A 3,586-nucleotide genomic window follows, 5' to 3' on the forward strand; every position below is an offset into this window, starting at 1 on the left:
AACATACTCTTATATGTGTGCGTTTTTTTATGTACCGCTCTGCACTATTTTTATTTTCCGAAATGCAATGCAGGGCTGCGGCTACGGTTTTCTGCCGATGATGGGCGGCGTTTCTGAACTGTTTGCGCGCCTTATTGTAGCTGTGATTGCCATGAAAGTCATCAGCTATCCGCTCGCCTGCTTCTGTGACCCGGCAGCCTGGGTGACGGCAGCTGTCTTTACCGGTGTTTCGTATCTGTTCGTGATGAAGGATATCGACAAAAGGTATGGAACAAAGACACCGACAGCTCCAATCAGCTGACATTTTTCATACCAAACGCAAAACTGCGCGGAATGCACGATTTTGAAATGCATTCCACGCAGTTTTTTGTATTTACAGGGTTACGGATTCAGTTTTGCTTTCTGCAGACTTACACAGGAATGATTATACGTGAGTGTCATCGTCAGATAAACGACGCCCACGACAATGACTGCGAGAATACCGGTATGGAACACCAGATGCAGGAGCATCGTCGCACACAGCAGAATCTGAATCATCTTACCCAGCGCCATATAGGCCTTATAGGCACTCTGGTATACCATCTCTTTTTCTGCCTCATCGCAGCTTGCCATCCAGTCTTTTGCCAAAACTCGCGGTTGATTTGTGTTTCGAAATGTACTAAACTAATATTATCTATTTTCTTCCGGGCGGAAGGCCCCGGAACCCCACTCCAAGCCGCAGAAAGGACAGAATTTATGGAACAGAAAGACAGCCGGTTTGCCGTATTGATCGATGCGGACAATGTTTCCCCGAAATACATCAAATATATCCTGGACGAGGTCTCCGACCAGGGCGTCGCTACGTACAAGAGAATCTACGGGGACTGGACGGACATCTCGAAAAAGAGCTGGAAGGAACAGCTTTTACGCTACTCGATCAATCCGATCCAGCAGTACAGCAATACGAACGGAAAGAACTCGACCGACTCTGCGATGATTATCGATGCCATGGATATCCTCTACTCCGGAAATGTGGAGGGCTTCTGCCTCGTCTCCTCGGATTCCGACTTTACGAAGCTGGCGCAGCGTCTGCGTGAATCGGGCATGTTTGTGCTCGGCATGGGCGAACAGAAAACGCCGTCCTCGTTCCGTGTCGCGTGTGATGCCTTTAAAATCCTCGAGGTGATCTCCCAGAATGAGGACGATATCTCCCCTGCTATCACTGCTGTTTCGGAGAGTTCGGCACGCTACGGCGTTTCGCAGGATGAGGCTCCGTCGATTACGAGCAAGGCGGAGATTGAGCGGACCGTATCACGTGTGCTGACGGAAAACAATGACCACGGAAAGAATACGACACTCAGTGAAATCGGCAGTATCTTACAGAAGAAATTTTCGGAATTTGATGTTCGAAATTACGGCTATTCAAAGCTCTCGACGTTTTTAGAGAGCATGAACGATATCGAGGTACTGAAGACCGGCCACAATTACCTTGTAAAAGAACGCCAGAACACCGTATCGCGCCAGCAGATCGAAAAGTGCATCACCGACCTGATCTGCTCAAACGGCGGCCATATCGACAATCTGAGCATCATCCACGACGCTCTGCGGAGCCGCTTCCCGGGCTTTGATGTGAAGCAGTATGGGTACAGCAGGATTTCGAGCTTTATCAACAGCTTCAAAAAATTCAAAATCACGAATAATACGGTTCAGATGAAATAAAAAGGACCCCGGAAACGCCAGTTTTCACTGATGTTTCCGGGGTCCTTCTATAATAATTCGCAGCTCGGATTTACTGTTTTCCTGTGCTTCCGATTCCGCCGCGGTCTTCGCCGTTTAAATGGTCAACTTCCTCAAAGCTGATGGTCGGCTGGTGTTTCTCGATGCGGAACTGGCAGATGCGGTCATTCACATGAATCACGGTGTCGCGCAGGGCATACGCCGGCATGTAGAACCAGTCGTTCGGTCCGCAGTAGCTCTCGTCGATGATACCGCAGTGGTTTGTCTGGATAATACCGAAGTTCTTGAAGGTGCTGCTTCTCGGCACAATATGCGCCTCGTAGCCCTCCGGCAGCTGCATGGCAACGCCGAGGTGGATCAGCTTAAATTCTCCGGCCTTTAACTCTACTTCTTCTGCCGCGCGCAGGTCGATCCAGTCGGACTTTCCGTCGATATAGCGCAGGCGCTCAATTTCATCGTTTAAATACTGAATTTTAATGGTTTCCATAAAGCGTCTCCTTTTCTTTTTGCGTGACTACTTTTCACCGAACAGTACGACTTCGCCGCGTGCTCTCGTCTTTTTCACATCAATGACTCTCTGATTCGGGCTGCCCTTCCACTCCAGGGTAACGTCCCTCTGGGCAAGAATAAAGCGACCGTCCACAACCACGTCCGTGTAATCCATCAGTTCCAGATCACAGACGGATTCCCACTCATATCCGGTGTAAACCCAGATATCTTTTTTCGGATATCTTTCCTTGATCTCTTTTGCCAGAGCCGTCACATCCGCCCGGTTTGCCTCATGCAGCGGATCTCCGCCGGAGAAGGTGATGCCGGAAATGTAGTCCTTGTCCAGCTGTTCAAAAATTTCTGCCTTTGCCGCGTCATCAAACGGGATGCCGCCATTTGGATCCCAGGTAATCGGATTCTGACATCCCTTGCAGTGATGGCCGCATCCGGCGACCCAGAGCACGACGCGCAGGCCGTCTCCGTTCAGCATATCGTCTTTCGTTATATTATGGTATCTCATAGCTTTCACTCCTATTCGGACATAAGAAAACACAGAAAAACGAACCGTTTTGCAGATCCCTTTTTCTGTGTTCCCGCTCTTTATCGTCTGGCAGATCTATTTATTTTGCGTCTGCCGGAACATCCTTGATACTGAAGCTTACACGGCCCATTTTATCTTTGCCCATGCAGACTACTTTTACAACATCGCCAAGGCTGACAACGTCTTCTACTTTCTCAACACGCTGTTTTGCGAGCTTGGAGATGTGTACCAGACCTTCTTTTCCAGGTGCGAACTCAAGGAAAGCACCGAAGTCTTTGATGCTGACAACTTTTCCGGTCAGGATCTGTCCCTCGGTAAAGTCGCTTGCGATAATCTCGATATATTTCTTTGCCTGATCCATCATAGCCTGCTCGGTTCCGCAGATGGAAACTGCACCGTCGTCTGTGATGTCGATCTTTACGCCGGTCTCATCGATGATGGCGTTGATGGTCTTTCCTCTCTGGCCGACAACTTCACCGATCTTCTGCGGGTCGATCATCATCTGGATGATCTTCGGAGCGAACTCGCCGACCGTCTTACGCGGCTCTGCGATGGCTTTCTCCATAACCTCGGTCAGGATGTACTCTCTTGCCTGTTTCGTTCTGGCAATCGCCTCTTCTACGATCTGACGGGTCAGTCCATGGATCTTGATATCCATCTGGATTGCAGTGATTCCGTCGTGGGTACCAGCTACCTTGAAGTCCATGTCGCCGAAGAAGTCTTCGAGACCCTGGATATCAGTCAGTACGAGGTAATCATCATCGGTCTCGCCTGTTACCAGACCGCAGGAGATACCTGCAACCGGTTTTCTGATCGGTACGCCGGCAGCCATCAGAGACA

At 49.7% G+C, this 3,586-nt stretch carries 5 protein-coding genes and 1 pseudogene; 2 read left to right on the forward strand and 4 right to left on the reverse strand.

The window, feature by feature from the left end; all coding sequences use genetic code 11:
- Nucleotides 1-301: pseudogene (locus ACY2VT_RS14155) on the forward strand (MATE family efflux transporter); the annotation flags it as partial.
- An 80-nt stretch (nucleotides 302-381) separates the two neighbouring features.
- On the opposite strand, the gene ACY2VT_RS14160 reads toward ACY2VT_RS14155, so the two are convergent.
- The gene (locus ACY2VT_RS14160) at nucleotides 382-627 is read right to left on the reverse strand and encodes a DUF3169 family protein (protein WP_461873324.1); all 246 of its coding nucleotides are present in this window, start codon (nucleotides 625-627) and stop codon (nucleotides 382-384) included.
- 108 nt (nucleotides 628-735) lie between these two features.
- On the opposite strand from ACY2VT_RS14160, the gene ACY2VT_RS14165 reads away from it, so the two are divergent.
- Nucleotides 736-1,698, forward strand: coding sequence for an NYN domain-containing protein (locus ACY2VT_RS14165; protein WP_195531071.1), 963 nt, complete (start codon nucleotides 736-738; stop codon nucleotides 1,696-1,698).
- Between the two features lie 70 nt (nucleotides 1,699-1,768).
- Here ACY2VT_RS14165 and ACY2VT_RS14170 read toward each other — a convergent pair whose 3' ends face one another.
- The 3 genes from ACY2VT_RS14170 to ACY2VT_RS14180 all read right to left on the reverse strand — a co-directional run.
- Nucleotides 1,769-2,203 (reverse strand): dUTP diphosphatase, encoded by a 435-nt coding sequence (locus tag ACY2VT_RS14170; protein WP_055221518.1) that lies wholly within the window; start codon nucleotides 2,201-2,203, stop codon nucleotides 1,769-1,771.
- 27 nt (nucleotides 2,204-2,230) lie between these two features.
- On the reverse strand, nucleotides 2,231-2,725 hold the full coding sequence (gene nrdG / locus ACY2VT_RS14175) for an anaerobic ribonucleoside-triphosphate reductase activating protein (RefSeq protein ID WP_022462937.1): 495 nt from the start codon (nucleotides 2,723-2,725) through the stop codon (nucleotides 2,231-2,233).
- Between the two features lie 100 nt (nucleotides 2,726-2,825).
- On the reverse strand, nucleotides 2,826-3,586 hold a 761-nt coding region (locus ACY2VT_RS14180; protein ID WP_461880327.1), incomplete at its 5' end, for a S1 RNA-binding domain-containing protein.

Origin of the sequence: Fusicatenibacter sp. (genome assembly GCF_050872605.1) — a bacterium.
Lineage (GTDB): Bacteria > Bacillota > Clostridia > Lachnospirales > Lachnospiraceae > Fusicatenibacter.

Excerpts from the sequence above, each read along its gene's own strand:
- nrdG (WP_022462937.1), bottom strand. The coding sequence starts at position 2,725 with ATGAGATACCATAATATAACGAAAGACGATATGCTGAACGGAGACGGC.
- ACY2VT_RS14165 (WP_195531071.1), top strand. The coding sequence starts at position 736 with ATGGAACAGAAAGACAGCCGGTTTGCCGTATTGATCGATGCGGACAAT.
- ACY2VT_RS14170 (WP_055221518.1), bottom strand. The coding sequence starts at position 2,203 with ATGGAAACCATTAAAATTCAGTATTTAAACGATGAAATTGAGCGCCTG.